A 16,781-nucleotide genomic window follows, 5' to 3' on the forward strand; every position below is an offset into this window, starting at 1 on the left:
CCCTGAAGACGACAACGCAATTCTTGATTTTCATCGAGTATAGTAAAAACAACCCCTGCGAAAGTAGCTTCCTATTACCCACATCTCTAGATTTGAGGGACGTCATCCCAAATTGTTGGGTGGGTTGCATGGTCTAAGTCTCAACTTTTTATATCAGATAAAACAAGATTTCATATTGAAGGAGTTGTGGTTGATAAACGTTACCGAGGTCAAGCTATTGGAAAAGACTGATGGATTTTGTAGAGAACGTTGCACAACAGTCTAGTCCAAGCATCGTTGATTTAACCTCTGGTCTTAGGCGTGCCAAGGATGGAAGCCATGAGTTTTATAAAAGCCTTGGTTATCAGAATGATGGTCTGATGGCAAAACTATATTTAAGGAAAGAAATTGAATGAATAAATCAAAATCTCTTTTAAAGCCAAATGCATGGGAGGCTTATTACAAAGAAAAACTTCATAAACCAGCAAGAGAGTTTGTTGTTGAATTCTTTAAAAAAGTTGAATTACTAGATAATCAAAAAATGCGAGGTACAGCCATTGATTTAGGGGCAGGAGTAGGACATGAAACATTTTTGTTATTAGAAAAAGGCTTCAATGTTATTGCAATAGACAACCAAAAAATGGCTTTTGATTTTATGCTTATTAAGTATCCAGAAATTGTTAAATATAAAGATCATTTTAAAACTTTAATATCTTCTTTTGAAGAGTTAGATTCTCAAGAATTACCAAATGTAGACATCATAGTTGCTAGCTTTTCTGTACCGTTTTGTAAACCTGAATATTTTGAAAAATTTTGGAGTAATATTGTAAATAAGATTGATTTAGGTGGTTATTTTGTTGGGAACACTTTTGATCCAGAAATTGTAACTTTTTGTAAGGAGGATAAGAAAAATATGACTTTTCATACAAAAGAGCAAACAATTGATCTTTTTAAAGAGTTTAACATTATTAGTTTTAAAGAAGTGAAAACTTCACCAAAAGAGGATGGGAAAATTGATCATTATTATGAAGTTATAGCCAAGAAAAAGTAAGATAAACCTTGTTACAGGATATGTTATGAATATTCATTTTGAAAAAGCTAACTTAAGTCATAAAGAAACTATTTTTAACTGGTTAAAAGAACCCCATGTTCAGGAATTTTGGGATAATAGCCAAGAACATAAAGATGATATTTTAAATTTCATCAACGGTCGTATAAAGCCTTCAAGCTACGCAGATGGCCTATACACATATTGGATTGGGTGTGTCTATAACGAACCTTATTGCTTGGTCATGACACTACAAGAAAAGCAGGAATATTCTATACCACTACTCAAAAAAGCTTATCTTTCAAAGCATGGTCACACCTATAGCATGGATTATACCATTGGTAATATAGCCTATTTTGGCAAAGGATTAGGGGCAAGGACTTTAGAAGTATTTATTGATTTTATTAGAAGTAGTTATGATAACCAAGCTGATACTTTTTTTATCGATCCAGATGTCACAAATTCAAGGGCTAGACATGTTTATGAAAAAGCGGGATTTAAATATGTCGATGATTTTATTATGGAAGGAGAGGGGGTATTTGCTGGACGCAAACATTTTTTAGTAAAGCGATTGTAATCAATGGTTCAAATTAATACCAAAGTAAAGAATACAGTAAAGTTTCAGGAAAATATTTTAATCCGCCTTGCTGAAACTACTGACATCTCATCATTTGTCGCTCTGTCATATAAAAAGCGTCGTGCTTATGAAAAAGCTCAGCCACAGTTTTGGAAATATGCTGGTCCTGAATCCGAGGAATCTCAAAAGCAATGGTTCAAAGAATTATTGAGGTTAGACGATCACATTATGCTGGCTGCAGTTTATAAAGAAAAAGTCTTAGGTTTCATCATCGGTAGATTAATGTCAGCACCGAAAGTTTATAACCCGGGTGGACTAACGCTTATGATCGATGATTTTTGTGTGGAAAGTAAACACGATTGGAATTCTATTGGTCAGAAATTGATTAAGGAAATCAAGGAACTCGCAAAAACTAAAAATGCTACTCAGTTTCTTGTCGTTTGTGGTGCATATGACGAACCCAAACGTAGCTTCCTTAAAAGCATGGGTTTAACTGTGGCTTCTGAATGGTATGTGGGATGAATTATCCCAATTCGGGATAAGAATTAGTTAATTCTTATCCCGAATTCGCGTGAATTGTATGATTACGTGTAATTATTATTCTAAGTGCCTTCGATGTCACCCCTGCAAAGGTAGCGGGGTCTAAAAAAATAGCCAAAAAAACTATTTAGACTTTTCTAGATACCTGCCTACGTAGGGGTAACATCCTTACTATTACCCACAAATATTAGAGTTAGCTAATTGATAACCTTGAACTAGATCAAATAACCGTTGCCATCCTCTCCACAATACAATAGGACCAGGCTCTAGATCATTTTTTCTTGCTAAATACCCACCCAATTTAGCAACCCATATTATAGCATTTTTTATTGTAGGAATTGTATTATTAGGGGGAGCTGCTTTGTGTATCTTTACATACAAAACTCGCCATTCTTCTTCAGCTAATATTACACTACATGGTAGATTAGGATTAGTTCTGCCAATTAAAGTAATAAAAAAAATTCTCCAAGCAATTATGCTCATGATTGTCAAGTATTTTATTAATCTTTCTCCTGTTGCAAGTCTACATTGTTCAACCCTAAATCCAGATTTTAAAATTTTATGAAAAATTTCAATTCTCCATCTTAAACAATACCATCTTACTTTCTCTATAGCTTCTTCAAAATTATTGATAACTATATTGGTTAGTAACATCCATTCTAATGGTGTTGTTCCACTAGGGGGACGACGCTCAATAACATTGATGGCATATACTGGTAAATTTGGCAATGTTTCTGTTTTATGTCTTACATTGTTTACAGGAGGATTCATTATAAATTTTCCAAATCTAACTTCCAAATGTCTAATCCTATTAGCTTTATTTTCTTGACTAGTATCTTTAACTGCTATTTCTCCAGCACACTGGAAACCCGATACTACCTTCCACAAATATTGTCTATCTTTTTTGGAATATTTTGACTTTTTATTTATTTCTCTATCCTGTGCAGCTCTAACTAAAACTTTAGATTTCTGAGCTTGTGCCAATTCAAAAAAATCATATATATCAGCTTCTCTATCACAAACAGTTATAATTTGGGTATTACTATTATTCGTTGCATTAATAGTGTTCTGTAATGCATTAAGCCACTTCATACTTTCTTTATCTTTAATATGTACCGCATTACCATGACTAGTTTTTTTTAACTGTTGTATTTCTTCAGGCACTGCTGGTCTATTGTGAATCTTTTGATCCAACAACCCAAGTGCTAATCCATTGGTAGCAACCGCAAAGGCAGTATGCATTATCAGACCTTTACATTCAATATTTTTAACATTCTTTCCCTCTTTTCTTGATAACACACCCAATCCAGTAGTTTTTTTATGACTAGTATATGTGATATAACTAGTATCTTGTATAACAAGAACTTTATCATGCTCTTTGATTCTTTCTACTGCTTTAGCAATATGGGCTTCTAATATTTTTGATTCCTTAACATTATCGTTTTTAAAAAAACGATATGCTGCTTTTGTTTCTGCCCAATTTCCACATGCTTGATTAATTGAGCTTTCAGGTATATTTGCAAAATTATCAGCTATCTTTATTAACCTATTTGTCAGCCTTTTATCACCCAAAATAGCTCCACTAAATTCCTCGGTCAAATAATTATTTATTATTTCTTGACTCATACTATACCTCTACAATGTAATATTTTAATTGCAAATCAGTATATTATTTTTACTTCTTTTTCACCATTGTTATTTTGTGGGTAATAGTAAGGGTAACATCGAAGGGGAATCAGGGGTGGCATCACCCTTAATAGGGATGATACTGATAACAAGTTATATCGATCAGGTTACTCCCCAAATCTAACTTAAAACAATGAAATCAGTTGTGTTTATTATGAATTTTATTATAATAAACTATTTAAAGGCTTTATTTTAACCTGAGGTTATCTTAAGGCACGAATATTACTGACTCTAAATTGACCTGAGTTCTATGTAACAAGTTAATACTAGGCTCAGTATCATCCTCGTGAGTGTTGATGTCATTCCCGCGTAGGCGGGAATCCAAAAAATAGCCTGTAAAGGCTATTAGATATTATGGATTCCTCACCGAAGCGGGAATGACACCCTAGGCTATAAAACTGATGTCTTACATCGATACTTGAGGTTAAATTAGTAGATTTAAGGAGGGTTATGTATAGAATTAACTTTATTATTATAATCTTATCTTTCATGCTTACAGGTTGTCTGCCAGCTATTTTTACTGCAGCAACTACCTCTACTCTTGCAGTTGCAAAAGATCAATCAATTGCGGAGACAATTGATGACGTAAAAATATCTACAAAAATCAAAGCTTCTTTTATAAAAAATAATTTCAGGGAATTATATACTAAGATTAAGGTTGAGGTAAATCAGGGTAGGGTACTACTGACTGGAATCATAGACAAAAAAGAAGATGCATTAAAAGCTGTAGAAATTGTGTGGGGTGAAAAAGGAGTTCGTGAAGTTATTAACGAACTAATAATAGATAAAAAAAGTGATCATTTTGACTTAGTGCAATATACTAAAGATGCTATGATTACTAGTCAGATCAAGGCTAGAACTTTTGTTAACCGAGATATAAAATGGGTAAATTATACCATTGTTACAGTGAATGATATAGTATATATATTTGGTATAGCAAGGTCTGAGGAAGAATTAGAAAAAGTTACTTCTATTGCTTCCCAGATTAATGGTGTGGCAAGGGTTGTCTGTCATGTTAAAATAAAAGAAACTGAAGAAAATGATAAAAAATAATCTCAATTCGATATAAGAATTAATAATTCTTATATCGAATTGGCTTTGTTATATGGAATATTATATTTTAACAATTAGTTGCTGAATCGCTTCAAACCTGATTGTTTCTACTTAACCCCTGAATTCGATATAACTTGTTATATCAAATTCAGGTTAAATATGATATAAATGAAAGTGAAACTTAGATCTATTCTTTTGTTGTTAGTTTATTGTATAGGGCTTAGCTCTTGTTCTACTAAGCCTAGTCTATATCGTAAATTATCGCAGGAAGATCCTAAAAATGTTCATTATAAGGGGCATTATAAGATAGGCAATAAATATACTATCAAAGGTAAGACTTATAAACCTAAGGAAGATATTAATTGTAACCAAGTAGGTATAGCGTCTTGGTATGGTTCTAAGCATAAATTTCATGGAAAAAAAACAGCAAATGGTGATACATATAATAAACATATGCTAAGTGCAGCTCATCCTAGTTTGCCATTACCTAGTTTGGTTAAAGTTACTAACTTAAGTAATAATAAATCCCTGATTCTTATGATTAATGATCGCGGTCCTTTTAAAAAGAACCGTATTATAGATGTTTCGGAAAAATCTGCTGAAATTTTAGGATTTAAAAAACAAGGTATAGCAAAGGTTAGAGTACAATATATGCATAAGGAGACTAAAGAATTTTTGAATAATATTGCTTTAAAGCCTAAGGAAAATTGTATTGCAAAAAAGAAAGTAGCCAATCCTAAATGTAGCGTTAATTGTCATATTAAATTAGTAAATCTAAAACATAAATTGGCAGTTAACCCTTGATGATTTTTGTATTATAGTGTATGCCCAAATTGGAAAACCAATTCTTCAAGCTTTTATAGGAGTATACATGATTGTTTCTGGAAAATATAAATTAAATAGTCCTCAGTGTCTTGAGTCTTATAGGAAAATGTTGTTGCTTAGAAGATTTGAAGAAAAATGTGGGCAATTTTATGGTATGGGTCTAATAGGTGGGTTTTGTCACTTATATATTGGGCAAGAAGCAATAATTGCTGGTGTGGATTTAGTAAAACAGGTTGGTGATAGTACTATTACCAGTTACAGGGATCATGCTCATATTATTTCAGCAGGGACTGAAGCAAAATACGTATTAGCAGAGCTGATGGGTAAAGAAACTGGTTGCTCGAAAGGCAAGGGTGGTTCAATGCATCTGTTTGACGTAGAAAACAAATTTTACGGTGGACATGGTATTGTAGGGGCTCAAGTGCCTATAGGTACTGGTCTAGCTTTTGCTGCGAAATATCGAAATACTAATAATGTATGTTTTACTTTCTTGGGAGATGGGGCAGTTAATCAAGGTCAAGTATATGAAGCTTTTAATTTAGCGGCGTTATGGCACTTACCTGTAGTTTATATTATTGAAAATAATCAATATTCAATGGGTACTTCAGTAGCTCGTTCTACCTTTATGACTGATCTTTACAAGAAAGGAGAGTCATGTGGTATTACGGGATTTAAACTAAATGGTATGTCGTTAGAATCAGTTTATGATTATGTTCGGCAGGCTGCGGAGTTTGTTAGAAATGATGGTGGACCAATAATATTAGAAATGGATGCTTATCGTTACAGAGGACATTCAATGTCTGATCCAGGTAAATACCGTAGTAAGGAAGAAGTGGAAAACTATAAAGAACAAGACCCATTATCACAAGTGAAAAATATAATTTTGGCTAATAAATATGCTAGTGAAGAGCAGTTAAAAGAAATTGAGAAAGAGGTTAAAGAGGTTATTGCAGAAGCAGTTGGATTCTCAGAAAGATCAGCCTTACCGGATGAAAAAGAGCTATATACGAATATTTACGTTGAATGAGTAGAAACATGTTACAAACGACGGTACGGGAAGCCTTACGTGCAGCAATGCAAGAAGAAATGTTAAGAGATGATAGTATCTTTATTATGGGAGAAGAAGTTGCTCAGTACCAAGGAGCGTATAAGATAACCCAAGGGTTATTAGAGCAGTTTGGTTCAAAAAGGGTAATTGATACGCCAATAACAGAACATGGTTTTACTGGTGTGGCTATCGGAGCGGCATTTGCTGGGCTTCGTCCCATTGTTGAATTTATGACATTTAATTTTGCCATGCAAGCAATGGATCAAATAGTTAACTCTGCAGCTAAAACTCATTATATGTCTGGTGGAACTATTAAATGTCCAATAGTATTTCGTGGACCAAATGGGGCAGCAAGTCGAGTTGCTGCCCAACATAGTCACAATTATACAGCTTGTTATAGTCATATTCCGGGGCTTAAGGTAGTAGCTCCCTATAGTGCAGAAGATCACAAAGGGCTTCTAATGACTGCTATTCGTGACGATAACCCGGTTATTTTTCTAGAAAATGAAATTCTCTATAGTCATAGTTTTGAAGTCCCCGAAATAATAGAACCAATTCCATTTGGTCAGGCTAAGAAACTTATTGAAGGTGATGATGTCACAATAGTAACATTTTCTTTGCAAGTTAAGTTGGCCTTAGATACAGCAAATAGTTTGTATGATAGTGGCATTAACTGTGAGGTAATCGACCTAAGAACTATCAAGCCCTTAGATATAGAAACTATATTAGAGTCGGTTAAAAAAACTAATCGGTTGGTTGTTATAGAAGAAGGCTGGTTTTTTGCAGGTGTTGGTGCAACTATAGCTAGTATGGTAATGAACCAAGCATTTGATTATCTAGATGCTCCTATAGAGATTATCTCGGGTAAGGATGTTCCTCTACCATATGCTATTAATCTAGAAAAATTAGCACTGCCAACTATAGAAGATGTTATTAGTGCTGTGAAGAAAGTGTGTTATACTTAGGTAGAACTTCAAGAATTGGCGTCGTCAGTTTAACCACTACCGATGTCATTCCCGCGTAGGCGGAAATCCATAATATCTAATAGCCTTTGCAGGTCATTTTTTGGATTCCCGCTTTTAGCTAGGCATGGCATCTTTTTGCTATGTAAACACTATTTTTTACCGTATTGTTTCTGATTACAAAATAAATACCAACTATTGATTGTGACTTTTAAACCACCCTGAATGTTTACCAAAACCTGAATTCCTTGTTACATTGAACTTTCGTGTTATATATAGAAACAATCAGGTTTGAAGCGGCCGCCCACCTGATTGTTAAAATATAACACTCCATTCAATATGTGATTTTAATTATTAAAATCACATATTGAATGATGAAAAAAGTTAAAATGCACTCGCATCAGCCGCTTCAAGGTATACTTGCAGCAAAACTGCATAACTCTATTAAATTTTTTTGCTGGTATGAATTTATTTTATAAATTTGGGTTTCTACTATGCAAATATCACCGATTAATAAAAAAACTAGTTAAAAAAGTACCAGTCATATTATAACATTTGAAATATTAACAATAATGATAATTAATCGAAATGCAAAAGCCAAAAGTAGCGACCTTAAGTTCTGAAGAACGAGAAGAACTAATACAACATATTAAGGCAAGTTCATTAACAGGAGATGAACAGCAAGCGATAATAGAACTTGTGAAATTTTGTAACGAACTAATAGACAAGCTAGCATCATCAAATGTCAGTATAAATAAGCTTAAGGAAATGCTGATTGGTTTTAAGGCAGATAACAAAAAAAAGATAGTTCAGATTCATTAAAAGAACCGCCAAGTGAATCTGATAACGGGAATGGTGGTAATGAAGAAGAGTGCGATAAGCCCAAAAAGATAGATCGTAGTAATTGGCAAGGTAAATATGGGTTTGATGATTATAAGGATGCGAATACCAGCTATATTCTTTAAAACAATCAATAGTGCTGAGGTACATAGTGGTCTATATAGTATAGTAAAGACTTGTAGTGAGAATGAGATCAATGCCTTTAAATATTTAAATTGGCTACAAGAGCAGAGTAGCAAAGCAAAGAAGCATCCTGCGAATTATACCCCTTTTTCCTATGCAAGATATATGAATAATACGGAATTAATCAAGACAGCAGCTTAAATGACAGAACGCCAATCATTAGAGAGTTTGGCAGAACTAGGATCGCCATTATGAATAAGAATGTATAAGGTTCTATGGCAAATTTGATAAGATAAATTATCAGAAGGGAAGAGTTTTGCGGTAAATTTACCTTTGGATAGGCGTTTAGAGCATAGCCAAAAGCCTTGACCGTCAAAGGACAAAATTTTAATGGCAGTTCTGTTTTTATTATAGAATAAAAACAAGGAACCATTAAGAGGGTCAGAAGAAAGTTTTTGTCTACAAACAGCGATTAAGCCATCTATACCCTTGCGAAAATCGATGGCAATAGTGGCAACAAAAATAACTGACGCCGGGGTTAGTTGCAGCATAGAAATGTCTGAATTATGGTTTTTAGCTCTAGTGTTTGGATAATAAGCTTGGTACCATTTGGTTTAATAATGTGACAAGTATAGTAATTTTGTTTGGGGGCAGCTACAGGATCAGTAGCTATAGAATTTACTAGTTGAAATGGGACAAAATTAATATTTTGTTGTAGAGCTTGATTTGAAGTTGAGACAGGAGAAGTTTTGAGGGTAGGTTCATGGGCTTTTTTAATTGAACTAATTGTTGCTTTATTAATATTAAGATGTTTAGCTATCTCTTGGTAAGAATAATGATGGAGTAATTGGTGAACTAATTCCTTTAGATGGTTTGGTATGGGATCAAACTTGTTAGTTTTAGTTTGACGCCAAGCTTTAAATTGCTGAGCTACTTGCTCAATAGCACCAAACAAAATGCTAAGCATTATGTAATAACATAAACAAACTGTTGGTGGTGAGCTATGGTAAAAATAAAACCTTCTTTCAAACCAGTTTGTTAGGAGTAATTGATGGTATTTGCATAGTAGGAACCCAAATGTATAAAAAATTCATACTAGCAAAAAAATTAGATAAAGTTATGCAGTTTTGCTGCAAGTATACTTAATTCTATTTTGAAAGATAATCAGTATAATACTATTGAATCAGCCAATCGGCAAATCAGGAAAATTATTAAAAATAAAGGGGTATTTCCAGATGATAAATCAATTCAGAAAATAATATTTTTGGCATTGACAAACACTCAAAAGAAGTGGACAATGCCAATTAAAGATTGGTCAGTTGCCTTGAATCAATTTGCCATACTTTGTGGTACTGATGACCAAAAATGGGCAAATGTCGATCAAAGATGGACTAACTCTGATATCATACTTACACAATCTTTCTGATAGACCCATTCTTTACCCCTATGACCAAAATTCACTCTTTAGATTATTTGAGGCTAACTATAAAAGCCCTGTTAAAGGCAGAGCTTTGTTATAATTAGGCTTTAAAGGAATTTGCAAAAATTCTAACCTAAACTGGTAGAAAGTTCTCAATGTATACCATGCAGCCTGCCAAATGGGACAGAACCTAATTTATTCATCACCCATTTCGCTGATTTTAATAATGGACCATATAAATCTTCTTCCATACTAATGACAATGCTAAGTTTTTCCTCTTCCGATGGAGGTCTGTCAAGAAAGGTCATACGAGGAGCATGCTTAATAATAGTTATAGGGGTTTGCTCATTGCCTTCCCCCATAACAAAAACCGCTGCTCCTGCTAATGAATCTAATGTATTAATTTGTGTGACATTTAAAGATTGATTACAAATATCATGCTTACCAATATAGGAATATAAGGGGCTAAAACCACACCAACCAAGAGCAATTCCAGTTACACCTCGTCTCATAATAGTTGCATGACTATCGGTTATAACAATTCCTAGATCGCGAATATTATGTTTACTGCACAAATATTGCCAAATCCAATAGGCTGTTTTCTGAACATCTTGAGGATATAATACATAAACACCATCGACATTAGATTCATCAATACCCGCAGATGGAATTAGTAAGCCATTTTTTAGAGTTAAATAAATATCATATCTATTTTCTTCTGTCTCTAATATTTGATCTGCCTCTTGTAGAATTAATGTATATTTATCAATATCACCTTTTTTAACAAACCTCCCCTCTAATACACTAATTACTTTTGAAGTTATAGCTACAACATCCCCTTCTTTTAAATCCGCAATATACTGAGTCAATATAGTTTGTAATGACTCACCATATTGGATTTTATGAGTTTTAATGGCATAAATTTGCATATAACCCTTCCATCCCATCAAGAAATTGCCAAAGTAATTTGGCTCCCTTCACGGCTCCATAATGTACTTGTTTTTGTTCTATGCTATTAAGTTTGTTAATCAGCTTAATAAGTTCATTGGTATGCCATATATCAGTTTTTGCATGAACAACGAAAAATTCTAAGGTTCTTTGATTGTGAATATTATAATGTTTTTTCAGACCATCAATCTTGACTTTTGATACGGTTGGAGTTTGTCTTTCATAAGCATATAAGGCTCCAAGCCCAGTAGAATAATCTGTTTGAGTTAACTCAAAAAAACCATTAACCAATCTTTTTGTTGACTCAAATTTTGGATTCTTGTCATCATCTCGAGAAACACCTAATCCTTCGATAAAACGTAACCATAGTTCTGGATGATTATTGTCACCTTGTTCTTCATCAACCAAATTCTCTAATAAGACTTGTCTAGCCCGGATATCAGCACATAAAGCATGAATCTGACTGATATATCTAGGAAAAGCAGCAACATGATGATAATATTCTTGTGCATAAACGTTCAGTGTATCCTTATTTAAGATACCATTATTCCAAGCTTGGTAAAATGGGTGTTTAAGTAAAGACCATTTTTCCAATGCATCATTCAAATTATTTATAAATTCCATGAAACCTCCTCAGGATTTTTTAATAGATAAACTGTATAATCACTTGATTTCTTTAGTATATATCTCGTCCATCTTCTGAAATACCGAAGATCCAAATATACATCACCAGAATATAATTTATGTATTTCTGTAAGAATAAAGGAAGAAATTAAATTATGTTCTAGAAATAAATGAGCTATTTGTCTACCTCCGATCATAAAAATCTTATCATTAGTTTTCGATTCTTTAAGATGTTCTAAACATTTTTGTAGAGAGGTAAAAACTTTAGTATCATTTAATTTTAAGTTGTTATCATTAGATAAAACAAAGACCTGCCTGTCTATAAATAGTGTTTTCGGCATAGATTGATAAGTATTACGTCCCATAATAACTATACTGTTGTGGGTAGTAGCTCTAAAATGCTTGATTTCATCTGGATAATACCATGGTAAGGCATTATTACGTCCTATGACCCCATCTTTTGTTGCTGCCATGATTCCTATAATAGACCTAGATTGTTTGCTTATCATGCCATTACTCGTTATTAGATGAGTGATAGGCAACCAAAGCCTTCATATGATCTTTCACATTATGTACTCGTAAAAAATCTACTTTATCTTTAATAGCCAAGGAAGCTCCAATTGTTTCTATGTCTCTAGCATAAACATTGGGTTCTTCAGAAAAAGCATGAATATATGATTTTCTAGAATGACCTATCATTATTAAAGAACCTAAGGTTTTAAGCTGATCTATAGTTCTTAATATTTCAATATTTTGATAAGCTGTTTTGCCAAACCCTATACCAGGATCTAGAACGATATTCTCTAGAGTAAATCCAAGCTTAGTAAGCCTTTGTATAGCACCCTTACCCCATTGAATCATATAATCAATTGGTTTGACGTTTAAAGGTATAATCTGATTTTTGCTTGGTGGAATAGTAATAGAGTGCATAAGACAAAATTTGCAACCAGCTTTTGCTATAGCCCTTAATGTGTTATCATCAAACCCTCCACCAACATCATTAATCCATCTTATATGATATTTCTCTATAAGATTTACAGCAATAAAAGGATGCAATGTATCAACACTTATATCGATCTTTTTATCAGTAATAATAGGCATAAGCTCCCCTAACACTTCATCTAACTTAGCATATTCAGATTCAATAGGTTGAATAGTTGCATTAGGTCTTGTTGATTGAGCACCAATTTCAATAACGCTGACTCCATCTTCTACAAGCTTTATCACTTGTTTTATAGCTTTATTTGTTTCATAAAAATTTCCGCCATCTGAAAAAGAATCCTTAGTTATATTAACGATTCCTACCAACCGAGGATTTAAGACAGAGCTTTTTATAAAAGAGTTCTCTATACTTGGTTGGAATTTCCATGGCTCTTTACCCATTAATGCTAATAGATGTTTGAGAAAATCACGATTTTCCAGTTTAGGGTGGGGAATAACAAGATTCTTTGTGTTTATAATTAGATCGTTATAAAACAAAATATCTAAATCAATAACACGTGGAGCCCATAATTCATGCTCTCTAGGACGTCCTATAATTATTTCTATATTTTGCAATGATTGCAATAATTCTGTTGGCGATAAGTTTGTCTCTCCAGCAACTATCATGTTTAGAAATGGCTTATCCCAGTCATCAGAAGCATTGCATGGTAAAATGGCCTTAGTTTCAAGAATGATAGAACATCTAATATTTGATAAACAATATTGCCTAATTAAGTTAACAGATTCCCATAAATTATCGAGGCGATTACTTAAATTTGATCCCAAGCTTATATAAATCATCACCCATCCTCATTAATAAAATTAATGTAATGCGTCCAACTAATACCCCCATGAATATTTGGTACAGGAGGAGAAACTTTACGGGTCTCAATTTTAATTGATTGGGTTAGATGTTGGAATGAATTTAAGTAATCAAAAATTGCCTTATAAATAGATTCTGTTAAATACTCAACAAGATTAAAGTGCTTATCTTGACAAAAGACAGTAATTAACTCAACTATCTTAGAATAACAAACAACATCCTTTAGCTTATCTGTATAAGCCCCTTGAGGACAGACCTCAAAACACAAGTCAATATTAAGGCTAATCATTTGGGGATGAACCTTCTCTTCCTCAGTACATCCAAGATGAACCCAAATACGAAAATCTATAATAGAAAGCTTAAAAATATTTTTATTGAATGTAACCTCATTTTACTGATTAACCCGAGTTGCCAATTAATTATACTGGCAAAAGCTATATTTAAAGCTGATTCCATGTGAGACTCGATACTAAAACATTTTCAATACAAACATATTTCTAAAAAATATAGTTTTTATTGAGTGTTTTAATGTTACAAATTAACCTCAAACGTTCATAAACCTAGCTCTGCTCTTATAAATTAATTGGCAACTCGGTTCGATTAAATGTATTATGAAAAAATTGATCTGTCAACAGCAATTATCTTTAAAAAAATAAATATTTTTTATCTGTATTTTATATCAATAAAAAATATTATTGATTAACAACAAATAAGCGTTTTTGTTGAATAAGCTTATGACAAACTTCAAGTAATTTACGCATACATAGCTACTATAGCAACGTATACTTGCAGCAAAACTGCATAACTTTATCTAATTTTTTTGCTAGTATGAATTTTTTATACATTTGGGTTCCTACTATGCAAATACCATCAATTACTCCTAACAAACTGGTTTGAAAGAAGGTTTTATTTTTACCATAGCTCACCACCAACAGTTTGTTTATGTTATTACATAATGCTTAGCATTTTGTTTGGTGCTATTGAGCAAGTAGCTCAGCAATTTAAAGCTTGGCGTCAAACTAAAACTAACAAGTTTGATCCCATACCAAACCATCTAAAGGAATTAGTTCACCAATTACTCCATCATTATTCTTACCAAGAGATAGCTAAACATCTTAATATTAATAAAGCAACAATTAGTTCAATTAAAAAAGCCCATGAACCTACCCTCAAAACTTCTCCTGTCTCAACTTCAAATCAAGCTCTACAACAAAATATTAATTTTGTCCCATTTCAACTAGTAAATTCTATAGCTACTGATCCTGTAGCTGCCCCCAAACAAAATTACTATACTTGTCACATTATTAAACCAAATGGTACCAAGCTTATTATCCAAACACTAGAGCTAAAAACCATAATTCAGACATTTCTATGCTGCAACTAACCCCGGCGTCAGTTATTTTTGTTGCCACTATTGCCATCGATTTTCGCAAGGGTATAGATGGCTTAATCGCTGTTTGTAGACAAAAACTTTCTTCTGACCCTCTTAATGGTTCCTTGTTTTTATTCTATAATAAAAACAGAACTGCCATTAAAATTTTGTCCTTTGACGGTCAAGGCTTTTGGCTATGCTCTAAACGCCTATCCAAAGGTAAATTTACCGCAAAACTCTTCCCTTCTGATAATTTATCTTATCAAATTTGCCATAGAACCTTATACATTCTTATTCATAATGGCGATCCTAGTTCTGCCAAACTCTCTAATGATTGGCGTTCTGTCATTTAAGCTGCTGTCTTGATTAATTCCGTATTATTCATATATCTTGCATAGGAAAAAGGGGTATAATTCGCAGGATGCTTCTTTGCTTTGCTACTCTGCTCTTGTAGCCAATTTAAATATTTAAAGGCATTGATCTCATTCTCACTACAAGTCTTTACTATACTATATAGACCACTATGTACCTCAGCACTATTGATTGTTTTAAAGAATATAGCTGGTATTCGCATCCTTATAATCATCAAACCCATATTTACCTTGCCAATTACTACGATCTATCTTTTTGGGCTTATCGCACTCTTCTTCATTACCACCATTCCCGTTATCAGATTCACTTGGCGGTTCTTTTAATGAATCTGAACTATCTTTTTTTTGTTATCTGCCTTAAAACCAATCAGCATTTCCTTAAGCTTATTTATACTGACATTTGATGATGCTAGCTTGTCTATTAGTTCGTTACAAAATTTCACAAGTTCTATTATCGCTTGCTGTTCATCTCCTGTTAATGAACTTGCCTTAATATGTTGTATTAGTTCTTCTCGTTCTTCAGAACTTAAGGTCGCTACTTTTGGCTTTTGCATTTCGATTAATTATCATTATTGTTAATATTTCAAATGTTATAATATGACTGGTACTTTTTTAACTAGTTTTTTTATTAATCGGTGATATTTGCATAGTAGAAACCCAAATTTATAAAATAAATTCATACCAGCAAAAAAATTTAATAGAGTTATGCAGTTTTGCTGCAAGTATACTATAGAAATGCTACTTGATGAATTTAGAGAGTTCGCTATATCTAGCAATATTACGCCACAGACCAAGGAGCAAAAATAATTGATATTAACTAGGTAACAAGCGAAAGGAATCGTCGTTAATTTGAGAAAAAGTATAAATATATATTATTGACAAACCTAAAATTTGGAAGAATTTTGATAAACAACAAATTAGTGATATATCAAAGGCAAAAATAAGGTTACTTTTATAATAATAAATTAAATTATTGACACACTAAGTAACTTATCATAGCATAATCTTAGAAAACTTGAAAAGTATAATGAAGGCTTTTAAGATATGATACCATCAATGTTAAAAAAATGATAGCAAGAAGAAATGACTATTTACATAAGATCGATCAACTTATTGGAGAAAAGATTTATTCTCTAAGACTTGCTAAAGGATTGTCACGACAACAATTGGCGGATATAGTAGAAGTAACAGGGCAGCAGTTACAAAAATACGAAAGGGGCATTAATAGAATATCAATAGGTAGATTAGTTCTTATTGCTAAAGCACTAGATAAAAATATAGAGTATTTTTATAAAGATTTAGAAGATGCTGATACTGTACAGCCAGTATTTGTTGAAAATCAGCATATGTACATAGAGGTTTCAAAGAATTTTATGAAAATTCGTAGTTCAGAGCAGCAGCAAGCGGTTAATGCATTGATACGATCTTTAATTACTAAAGAAGTTGAAACATCATAAACTTATAATTAGTAATAGCGCTTGAAAAACAAGACATGGACTAAGAGAAAGCGATAAACAGACACAAGATTTACAACAACTAGTAGATATTGTTAAAATTAAGT

The 16,781-nt window shown here is 32.9% G+C and carries 24 protein-coding genes and 1 pseudogene; 15 read left to right on the forward strand and 10 right to left on the reverse strand.

What is annotated here, in order from left to right; translation table 11 throughout:
* The first annotated feature begins 150 nt into the window (after window positions 1–150).
* From AAGD29_RS05030 to AAGD29_RS05050, 5 genes are read left to right on the forward strand one after another with little or no spacing between them, the layout of a single operon-like run.
* Window positions 151–231, forward strand: a complete 81-nt coding sequence (locus AAGD29_RS05030; protein ID WP_341758758.1) for a hypothetical protein — start codon at window positions 151–153, stop codon at window positions 229–231.
* Window positions 231–395: a hypothetical protein gene (locus tag AAGD29_RS05035; RefSeq protein ID WP_341757299.1), complete on the forward strand. Its 165-nt coding sequence runs from the start codon at window positions 231–233 to the stop codon at window positions 393–395. Before AAGD29_RS05030 ends, AAGD29_RS05035 begins: the two co-directional genes overlap by 1 nt.
* The gene (locus AAGD29_RS05040) at window positions 392–1,030 is read left to right on the forward strand and encodes a class I SAM-dependent methyltransferase (RefSeq protein WP_341757300.1); all 639 of its coding nucleotides are present in this window, start codon (window positions 392–394) and stop codon (window positions 1,028–1,030) included. Before AAGD29_RS05035 ends, AAGD29_RS05040 begins: the two co-directional genes overlap by 4 nt.
* Window positions 1,031–1,055: 25 nt before the next feature.
* On the forward strand, window positions 1,056–1,604 hold the full coding sequence (locus tag AAGD29_RS05045; RefSeq protein ID WP_341757301.1) for a GNAT family N-acetyltransferase: 549 nt from the start codon (window positions 1,056–1,058) through the stop codon (window positions 1,602–1,604).
* Between the two features lie 3 nt (window positions 1,605–1,607).
* Window positions 1,608–2,126: a GNAT family N-acetyltransferase gene (locus tag AAGD29_RS05050; RefSeq protein WP_341757302.1), complete on the forward strand. Its 519-nt coding sequence runs from the start codon at window positions 1,608–1,610 to the stop codon at window positions 2,124–2,126.
* A gap of 192 nt (window positions 2,127–2,318) precedes the next feature.
* Here the strand turns inward: AAGD29_RS05050 and AAGD29_RS05055 are convergent, their stop codons facing one another.
* Window positions 2,319–3,770, reverse strand: coding sequence for an IS4 family transposase (locus AAGD29_RS05055; protein WP_341757292.1), 1,452 nt, complete (start codon window positions 3,768–3,770; stop codon window positions 2,319–2,321).
* 510 nt (window positions 3,771–4,280) lie between these two features.
* Here AAGD29_RS05055 and AAGD29_RS05060 point away from each other — a divergent pair.
* From AAGD29_RS05060 to AAGD29_RS05085, 6 genes and pseudogenes are all read left to right on the forward strand, one after another.
* Window positions 4,281–4,883 (forward strand): BON domain-containing protein, encoded by a 603-nt coding sequence (locus tag AAGD29_RS05060; RefSeq protein ID WP_341757303.1) that lies wholly within the window; start codon window positions 4,281–4,283, stop codon window positions 4,881–4,883.
* A gap of 183 nt (window positions 4,884–5,066) precedes the next feature.
* Window positions 5,067–5,687 (forward strand): annotated as a pseudogene (locus tag AAGD29_RS05065) (septal ring lytic transglycosylase RlpA family protein); the annotation flags it as partial.
* Window positions 5,688–5,754: 67 nt separating this feature from the next.
* Window positions 5,755–6,735 carry a pyruvate dehydrogenase (acetyl-transferring) E1 component subunit alpha gene (pdhA, locus tag AAGD29_RS05070; protein ID WP_341758759.1) on the forward strand — a complete coding sequence of 327 codons (981 nt, stop codon included), beginning with the start codon at window positions 5,755–5,757 and terminating at the stop codon, window positions 6,733–6,735.
* A gap of 8 nt (window positions 6,736–6,743) precedes the next feature.
* Window positions 6,744–7,721: a pyruvate dehydrogenase complex E1 component subunit beta gene (locus AAGD29_RS05075; RefSeq protein WP_341757304.1), complete on the forward strand. Its 978-nt coding sequence runs from the start codon at window positions 6,744–6,746 to the stop codon at window positions 7,719–7,721.
* A gap of 585 nt (window positions 7,722–8,306) precedes the next feature.
* The gene (locus tag AAGD29_RS05080) at window positions 8,307–8,540 is read left to right on the forward strand and encodes a hypothetical protein (protein ID WP_341757305.1); all 234 of its coding nucleotides are present in this window, start codon (window positions 8,307–8,309) and stop codon (window positions 8,538–8,540) included.
* Window positions 8,541–8,657: 117 nt separating this feature from the next.
* Window positions 8,658–8,882: a hypothetical protein gene (locus AAGD29_RS05085; RefSeq protein WP_341757306.1), complete on the forward strand. Its 225-nt coding sequence runs from the start codon at window positions 8,658–8,660 to the stop codon at window positions 8,880–8,882.
* On the opposite strand, the gene tnpB (AAGD29_RS05090) is transcribed toward AAGD29_RS05085, so the two are convergent.
* Together tnpB (AAGD29_RS05090) and AAGD29_RS05095 are read right to left on the reverse strand one after the other, a co-directional pair.
* Entirely contained in the window at window positions 8,879–9,232 is a 354-nt protein-coding gene (tnpB, locus tag AAGD29_RS05090; protein WP_341757307.1) for an IS66 family insertion sequence element accessory protein TnpB, read from the reverse strand. The two genes, AAGD29_RS05085 and tnpB (AAGD29_RS05090), sit on opposite strands and share 4 nt — an antisense overlap.
* Entirely contained in the window at window positions 9,220–9,648 is a 429-nt protein-coding gene (locus AAGD29_RS05095) for a hypothetical protein (RefSeq protein ID WP_341757308.1), read from the reverse strand. The genes tnpB (AAGD29_RS05090) and AAGD29_RS05095 overlap by 13 nt, the downstream gene beginning before the upstream one ends.
* 186 nt (window positions 9,649–9,834) lie before the next feature.
* On the opposite strand from AAGD29_RS05095, the gene AAGD29_RS05100 reads away from it, so the two are divergent.
* Window positions 9,835–10,107, forward strand: coding sequence for a transposase (locus AAGD29_RS05100; protein WP_341757309.1), 273 nt, complete (start codon window positions 9,835–9,837; stop codon window positions 10,105–10,107).
* A 146-nt stretch (window positions 10,108–10,253) separates the two neighbouring features.
* Here the strand turns inward: AAGD29_RS05100 and AAGD29_RS05105 are convergent, their stop codons facing one another.
* From AAGD29_RS05105 to AAGD29_RS05125, 5 genes are read right to left on the reverse strand one after another with little or no spacing between them, the layout of a single operon-like run.
* On the reverse strand, window positions 10,254–11,030 hold the full coding sequence (locus AAGD29_RS05105) for a coenzyme F420-0:L-glutamate ligase (RefSeq protein WP_341757310.1): 777 nt from the start codon (window positions 11,028–11,030) through the stop codon (window positions 10,254–10,256).
* Entirely contained in the window at window positions 11,011–11,673 is a 663-nt protein-coding gene (locus AAGD29_RS05110) for a CADD family putative folate metabolism protein (RefSeq protein WP_341757311.1), read from the reverse strand. The genes AAGD29_RS05105 and AAGD29_RS05110 overlap by 20 nt, the downstream gene beginning before the upstream one ends.
* Window positions 11,661–12,182, reverse strand: coding sequence for a dihydrofolate reductase (locus tag AAGD29_RS05115; RefSeq protein ID WP_341757312.1), 522 nt, complete (start codon window positions 12,180–12,182; stop codon window positions 11,661–11,663). The genes AAGD29_RS05110 and AAGD29_RS05115 overlap by 13 nt, the downstream gene beginning before the upstream one ends.
* A gap of 4 nt (window positions 12,183–12,186) precedes the next feature.
* Complete coding sequence (folP, locus tag AAGD29_RS05120; protein WP_341757313.1) at window positions 12,187–13,455, reverse strand: dihydropteroate synthase; 1,269 nt, start codon at window positions 13,453–13,455, stop codon at window positions 12,187–12,189.
* Window positions 13,455–13,844 (reverse strand): dihydroneopterin aldolase, encoded by a 390-nt coding sequence (locus AAGD29_RS05125; RefSeq protein WP_341758760.1) that lies wholly within the window; start codon window positions 13,842–13,844, stop codon window positions 13,455–13,457. The genes folP and AAGD29_RS05125 overlap by 1 nt, the downstream gene beginning before the upstream one ends.
* A gap of 588 nt (window positions 13,845–14,432) precedes the next feature.
* On the opposite strand from AAGD29_RS05125, the gene AAGD29_RS05130 reads away from it, so the two are divergent.
* Both AAGD29_RS05130 and tnpB (AAGD29_RS05135) read left to right on the forward strand, forming a co-directional pair.
* Window positions 14,433–14,861, forward strand: coding sequence for a hypothetical protein (locus AAGD29_RS05130; protein WP_341757308.1), 429 nt, complete (start codon window positions 14,433–14,435; stop codon window positions 14,859–14,861).
* On the forward strand, window positions 14,849–15,202 hold the full coding sequence (gene tnpB, locus AAGD29_RS05135) for an IS66 family insertion sequence element accessory protein TnpB (protein WP_341757307.1): 354 nt from the start codon (window positions 14,849–14,851) through the stop codon (window positions 15,200–15,202). Before AAGD29_RS05130 ends, tnpB (AAGD29_RS05135) begins: the two co-directional genes overlap by 13 nt.
* Here the strand turns inward: tnpB (AAGD29_RS05135) and AAGD29_RS05140 are convergent.
* Together AAGD29_RS05140 and AAGD29_RS05145 are read right to left on the reverse strand one after the other, a co-directional pair.
* A complete protein-coding gene (locus AAGD29_RS05140; RefSeq protein ID WP_341757306.1) occupies window positions 15,199–15,423 on the reverse strand; it encodes a hypothetical protein in 225 nt (74 codons plus the stop codon). The two genes, tnpB (AAGD29_RS05135) and AAGD29_RS05140, sit on opposite strands and share 4 nt — an antisense overlap.
* A 117-nt stretch (window positions 15,424–15,540) precedes the next feature.
* On the reverse strand, window positions 15,541–15,774 hold the full coding sequence (locus AAGD29_RS05145; RefSeq protein ID WP_341757305.1) for a hypothetical protein: 234 nt from the start codon (window positions 15,772–15,774) through the stop codon (window positions 15,541–15,543).
* 516 nt (window positions 15,775–16,290) lie between these two features.
* On the opposite strand from AAGD29_RS05145, the gene AAGD29_RS05150 reads away from it, so the two are divergent.
* The gene (locus AAGD29_RS05150; protein WP_341758761.1) at window positions 16,291–16,677 is read left to right on the forward strand and encodes a helix-turn-helix transcriptional regulator; all 387 of its coding nucleotides are present in this window, start codon (window positions 16,291–16,293) and stop codon (window positions 16,675–16,677) included.
* Window positions 16,678–16,781: the final 104 nt, after the last annotated feature.

This window comes from Candidatus Tisiphia endosymbiont of Ditula angustiorana, assembly GCF_964026425.1.
In the GTDB taxonomy this organism is placed as follows: domain Bacteria; phylum Pseudomonadota; class Alphaproteobacteria; order Rickettsiales; family Rickettsiaceae; genus Tisiphia.